Below are 6,141 nucleotides of genomic sequence, written 5' to 3'. Positions count from 1 at the left end.
ATCTTGTAAATTCGTCAAAAAAGGCTCAAAGCGAGATCAGCAGGAAAGTTTTTGGTGAGTATAACGAGAAAAAATGGTTTAAAATTCTAACCATCGCCTCGATCATCCAAAAAGAAGCCGCTAACGACGCTGAGATGCCACTAGTGGCCTCAGTCATCTACAACCGCCTAGATAAAGGCATGAGGCTACAGATGGATGGCACGCTAAATTATGGCATCTACTCGCACGATGTGATCACAGCTGAGCGCATAAGAAGCGATATGAGCGAGTTTAACACCTATCTAAATGACGGCATCCCGCCAAGCCCAGTCTGCTCGGTCTCAATAAGTGCGATAAAAGCGGCGATAAACCCTGCAAAGAGCGATTATTTATACTTTGTGCTTGATAAAAAGGCGAAAAAGCACATTTTTTCAAAAACCTTAAGCGAGCACAACCAAAATATCGGAAAATAGGGCTAATATTAATAAAAAAAGTGATAAATTTCAAAAATCAAAAGGGCTAAAATGAGTGATATTATCTGGACCAAAACCGACGAAGCACCGCTATTTGCAAGCTACTCTCTCTTTCCTATCATTAAGAGCTTTTTATCCCGCGCTGGCATTAGCATAACAAGGGCTGATATCAGCTTGGCAGGGCGAATTTTATCTCTTTTTAGCAAAGAGCTTGGGCTAAACAAGGCCGATGAGCTAGAGCTTTTGGGTGAGCTAACCGCGCACAAAGAGGCAAATATCATAAAACTGCCAAACATCTCTGCCACGCTCGTTCAGCTAAAAGCGGCGATTTCTGAGCTAAGAAGCAAGGGGATAAATGTGCCATTTTATCCAGACGAGATCGTCACAGACTACGACGAAGAGGTCGCTAAAAAATACCAAAAAGTGCTAGGAAGCGCGGTAAATCCAGTGCTTAGACAAGGAAACTCAGACAGAAGAGTCTTGCCACCGGTTAAAGAATTTGCCAAAAAGCACCCACATAGCAACGGCAGCTGGGACAAGGCAAATAAAACTAAAATTTGCTACATGCAAAAGGGCGATTTTTATGAAAATGAGCACTCGATCATCGCTAGTAAGGATGAGAAATTTTATATAAATTTTATTAGCAGTGACGGCAAAAAGGAGCTTTTAAAAGAGCTTGCCATACAAAGTGGCGAGGTCGTAGATGCTGCATATCTAAGCGTAAATGAGCTAGATAAATTTTATGAAAGCTGCTTTGAGACGGCACTAAAAGAGAATTTGACCCTTAGCCTCCATCTAAAATGCACGATGATGAAGGTTAGCGATCCAGTCATCTTCGCTCACGCGATAAAGAGCTACTTTAAAGAGGTTTTTGAGCTATTTGGTGATGAGTTTAAAGCTAGTGGCGTTGAGGCAAAAAACGGCTTAAAAGATATGTTTTATAAAATTTCAACTCTTAAAAATAAAGATGAAATTTTGAGTAAAAAAGCAAAAATTTGGGCACTAAATGAAAATGCTAGCAACTTTGACGTGCCAAATGACGTCATCATCGACGCCTCCGTGCCTGCGCTCATTAGAAACTCTGGCAAGGTAAAAGATAGAAGCGGCGAGCTAAATTTCTCACTTTGCATGATCCCAGATAGGACCTACGCTAGGGTTTATGAGGCCTGCGTGGCGGACTTTAAGGAGCATGGCGCGCTTGATGTGAGTAAGATCGGCAGCGTGGCAAACGTGGGACTAATGGCTAAAAAAGCCGAGGAGTATGGCAGCCACGATAAGACTTTCGTTGCAAAAGAGGACGGAGAATTTGTAGTTTTTGATGAAGCGGGAGAGAGTGTCTTTGCATTTAGCGTTAAAAGTGGCGACATTTTTAGGATGACGCAGGCAAAGGATGATGCTATAAATGCGTGGTTTGAGCTTGCTTTAAAAAGAGGCGAAATTTCAAAAGATGAGCTTATATTTTGGCTAGATAGCAGCCGTGCTCACGATAGAAATTTGATAGCTAAATTTGAGAAATTTAAAGAGAAATTTACTAACGCTGGCGTGAAATTTGAGATTTTAAACTACGAGCAAGCAACGCTAAGATCACTTGAAATGATAAGAGCTGGCAAAGACGTCATAGGCGTAACCGGCAACGTTTTAAGAGACTATCTAACCGATCTTTTCCCGATATTTGAGCTGGGTGGCAGCTCAAAAATGCTCTCAGTCGTGCCGCTACTTGCTGGTGGAGCGATGTTTGAGACGGGCGCTGGCGGAACGGCTCCGACGCTTGTAAAAGAGCTAAAAGAGAAAAATCATCTGCTTTGGGATAGTCTGGGCGAGTTTTTAGCGCTTAGTGCTTCGCTTGAATATTTGGCGTTTTTTAAGCAAAAAAAAGAGGCGAAAGAGCTAAGCGAGGCGCTAAATAGAGCGGTTGCTAGCTATTTGGACGAAAATAAAACTCCAAATGCTACTCTTGATACTAGAGAGTCGCACTTTTATCTAGCGCTTTTTTGGGCGAGAGAGATGGCAAAAAGTGGCGGGATTTTGAGCGCAATATTTGCAAATTTAGCAGACGAGCTAGAAAAAAATGAAGGTGAAATTTTAAAGCAGATCAGAGAAAATGATGGTGCAAGCGCGGAATTTGGCGGATACTACCTGCCAGACGAAGCAAAGGCAAATGAGGTCATGCGACCAAGTGAAATTTTAAATAAAATAATAGGATAAGAGATGAAAATAAGTGTAGTTGGAGCTGGAAACGTCGGTGCTAGCATAGCTTATGCGCTTTGCATGAGAGAGCTTTGCAATGAGATCGCGCTTGTAGATATATTTGGCGACGTGGCGCGTGCAAAAGCGATCGACCTAGCGCAGTCAAGCTGCGTCTTTAACGCAAAAACAAGCGTTTGTGGTGGCGATGATTTTGTGCTAATTGAAGGCAGTGACATCGTCATAGTCACAGCTGGAAGCCCAAGAAAAGAGGGTCAAACAAGAGAAGATCTGCTACTTAAAAACGCCGTTGTCGTAAAGCAAACTGCGCAAAAGATAGCTGAATTTGCCAAAAACGCAGTGATAATCGTAGTCACCAATCCACTTGACGTGATGGTCTGGACGGCTCATAAATTTAGCGGTTTTAGCAAAAACAAAGTGATCGGCATGGCTGGTGAGCTAGATAGCGCAAGGTGCAGATATGAGCTAGCGCTTTTAAAAGATAAGGACGCCAGCAAGCTAAGAGCAAAGATCGTTGGCACTCACAATGACGAGATGATCGTATCAGCCAGCAATATCAGTGAAAATTTAAATGAAAATGAGCTTGCAATCCTTAAAAAAGAGACAAGCACTGGCGGAGCAAAGATCGTTAAACTGCTTGGCACTTCGGCTTACTACGCGCCAGCGGCTGCAGCTGTGAAAATGTGCGAGATGATCGTTGGTAAGAGCGATGAGATAATAAGCGCTAGCGTGCTACTTGATGATGAGCTAAGCTGCGGCAGGCTAGTAAGGCTCGGACGTGATGGCTTAAAAGAAATTTTAGAGCTAAATTTAGACGAAGACGAGCAAGAGCAACTAAGCAAAAGCGAAGCTGAGATCAGAAAAAACATTAAATTTTTAAAAGAAAATTTGGACTAGGAATATAGATGATAGAAAAAGAAAATGTCCCCGTTTGGGTCGATGGGAGCAGGTGTAAAGCCTGTGATATCTGCGTGAGCTACTGCCCAGCAGGCGTGCTAGGTATGAGGCTCGAGCCAAATGCCGTGCTTGGTAAGATGATAGAGGTCGTCCACCCAGACTCCTGTATAGGCTGCCGTGACTGCGAGCTTCACTGTCCTGATTTTGCCATTTATGTGGCAGAAAAGGGCTTTAAATTTGCAAAGCTAACTCCTGAGAGCAAAGAGCGAGCTGCGGCTGTAAAGGCAAATAAATTTGCCAAGCTTGGAGAGAGCGCATGAGAGAGGTAGTATCAACTGGAAATGCCCTAGTAGCAAGGGCTGCGGTCGAGTGTGGCTGTAACTTCTTTGGCGGATATCCTATCACCCCAAGCAGCGAGATCGCCCACGAGCTAAGCGTGCTTTTGCCAAAACATGGCGGCACATTTATACAAATGGAAGATGAGATAGCTGGGATTTCAGTAGCTCTTGGTGCAAGTGCGAGCGGTGCTAAAGCGATGACTGCTAGCTCTGGACCTGGAATTTCGCTAAAGGCTGAGCAAATAGGCCTTGGCTTTATCGCTGAGATACCGCTTGTCATCGTAAATGTCATGCGCGGTGGCCCTTCAACTGGCCTACCAACCCGCGTCGCACAAGGCGATATCTTGCAGGCCAAAAACCCAACTCACGGCGATGTAAATATGATAGTTTTGGCCCCTAGCAGCCTAGAGGAGTGCTATACGCAGACGGTTCGCGCCTTTAATCTTGCAGCTAGGTTTATGACGCCAGTTATGCTATTGCTTGATGAGACGATAGGACACATGCAAGCAAGGGTTAGTTTGCCAGAAATCAGCGAGCTTGAAATTTATAAAAGGAAAGAGTTTAGCGGCGAGCCAAAAGAGTATAAACCATACGAGGCAGCAGCTGATGAGCCAGCCACGCTAAATCCTTTCTTTAAAGGCTATCACTACCATATAACAGGGCTTCATCACGGCGCAACTGGCTTTCCAACAGAAGATGGCAAGATCGTTGAATACTCGATGAATAGGCTATTTAATAAGATAAATTTACACACTGATGAGTGCGAGAAATTTGAAGAGTTTATGCTAAATGACGCAGAAATTTGTATCATCGCTTTTGGTAGTGTGGCTCTCTCAGCCAAGCAAGCGATATTAAATTTACGTGAAAAAGGGCTAAAAGTAGGGCTGTTTAAGCCACTCACACTTTTTCCAGCTCCAGCTAAAAAGCTAAAAGAGATATCAGATAAATTTAAGAAAATTTTGGTCTGCGAGCTAAATTTAGGCCAATATAGTGGCGAAATTTCAAAGATCATCTTAAGAGATGACTTTGCAAAACTGCTAAAAGCAAACGGCAGACCGATAAGCCCAAGCGAGATCGAGGCGAAGATAGGAGAAATTTATGGCTTTTAATTACGATAAATATTTACGAACAGATAAAATGCCTACTCTTTGGTGCTGGGGCTGCGGCGACGGCGTCATACTAAAGGCGCTCATCCGCGCTATCGACACGATGGGCTGGGACATGAACGACGTTTGCGTGGTCTCAGGCATAGGCTGCTCTGGCCGCTTTAGCGGATATCTAGACTGCAACACTATCCACACGACGCACGGCAGAGCCATAGCCTACGCCACTGGCGTAAAGATGGCAAACCCAGACAAGCATGTCATCGTAGTAACTGGCGATGGCGACGGACTGGCGATCGGAGGCAACCACACGATACACGGATGCCGCCGAAATATAGGGCTAAATCACATCTTAATAAACAACTTCATCTACGCACTAACAAACTCGCAAACCAGCCCAACGACGCCAAAGGGCATGTGGACGGTCACGGCACAGTATGGCAACATCGATCCTAGCTTTGACGCCTGTAAGCTCGCAACCGCCGCAGGCGCTAGCTTTGTCGCACGTGGAAGCGTCATCGAGCCTGAGAAGCTCACAAAGCTCTTTGTAGAGGGCTTTAGCCACGATGGATACAGCTTTTTTGATGTATTTTCAAACTGCCACATAAATTTAGGTCGCAAGAACAAAATGGGCGAGGCGGTTAAAAATTTAGAGTGGATAAAGGGCCGCACGACGAGCAAGGTCAAATTTGACATGCTAAGTGACGAAGAGAAAAAGGGCATTTTCCCACTTGGTGTGCTGCATAAAGATGAAGAAAAGATCGAATACACCAAGGCTTACGACAAGGTAAGAAAGGCTGCTATGAGCAATGAAGCGATAAATTTTGAGGAGCTAGCATGAAGTCACAACTAAGATTTGTCGGCGTTGGCGGACAGGGCGTCATACTAGCAGGCGAGATCCTCTCAGCTGCCAAGATAAAAGCAGGCGGATACGGCGTCAAGGCTTCTACCTACACATCTCAGGTGCGTGGCGGCCCAACGAAGGTCGATATCATCCTTGATGAGAAAGAAATTTTATACCCTTATGCAAACGAGGGCGAGATAGACTTTATGCTTGCCACTGCGCAGATAAGCTACAACGCCTTTAAAAGCGGCGTGAAAGAGGGCGGTGCGATCGTTGTCGAGCCAAATTTGGTAAAAGTAAGT

At 44.6% G+C, this 6,141-nt stretch carries 7 protein-coding genes; all 7 read left to right on the top strand.

All coding sequences use genetic code 11. The annotated features are described in order from the left end of the window. The coding region (gene mltG / locus Q0296_RS03665) for an endolytic transglycosylase MltG (RefSeq protein WP_298036660.1) at positions 1-452 on the top strand (452 nt) is incomplete at its 5' end. Positions 453-503: 51 nt separating this feature from the next. Beyond that, positions 504-2,657, top strand: a complete 2,154-nt coding sequence (locus tag Q0296_RS03660) for an NADP-dependent isocitrate dehydrogenase (protein ID WP_298036659.1) — start codon at positions 504-506, stop codon at positions 2,655-2,657. Positions 2,658-2,660: 3 nt separating this feature from the next. Next, a complete protein-coding gene (locus Q0296_RS03655) occupies positions 2,661-3,554 on the top strand; it encodes a malate dehydrogenase (RefSeq protein ID WP_298036657.1) in 894 nt (297 codons plus the stop codon). Positions 3,555-3,562: 8 nt separating this feature from the next. After that, entirely contained in the window at positions 3,563-3,874 is a 312-nt protein-coding gene (locus Q0296_RS03650; protein ID WP_298036655.1) for a 4Fe-4S binding protein, read from the top strand. Then, positions 3,871-5,001, top strand: coding sequence for a 2-oxoglutarate synthase subunit alpha (locus Q0296_RS03645; RefSeq protein ID WP_298036652.1), 1,131 nt, complete (start codon positions 3,871-3,873; stop codon positions 4,999-5,001). Before Q0296_RS03650 ends, Q0296_RS03645 begins: the two co-directional genes overlap by 4 nt. Further along, positions 4,991-5,836 (top strand): 2-oxoglutarate ferredoxin oxidoreductase subunit beta, encoded by an 846-nt coding sequence (locus Q0296_RS03640; protein ID WP_298036650.1) that lies wholly within the window; start codon positions 4,991-4,993, stop codon positions 5,834-5,836. The genes Q0296_RS03645 and Q0296_RS03640 overlap by 11 nt, the downstream gene beginning before the upstream one ends. Continuing rightward, the coding region (locus Q0296_RS03635) for a 2-oxoacid:acceptor oxidoreductase family protein (RefSeq protein ID WP_298036648.1) at positions 5,833-6,141 on the top strand (309 nt) is incomplete at its 3' end. The genes Q0296_RS03640 and Q0296_RS03635, both read left to right, overlap by 4 nt.

The organism is uncultured Campylobacter sp. (assembly GCF_937890585.1).
In the GTDB taxonomy this organism is placed as follows: Bacteria; Campylobacterota; Campylobacteria; order Campylobacterales; family Campylobacteraceae; genus Campylobacter_A.
Note: the sequence above shows the minus strand (reverse complement) of the source record. Positions and strands in the feature narration are given on the sequence as shown.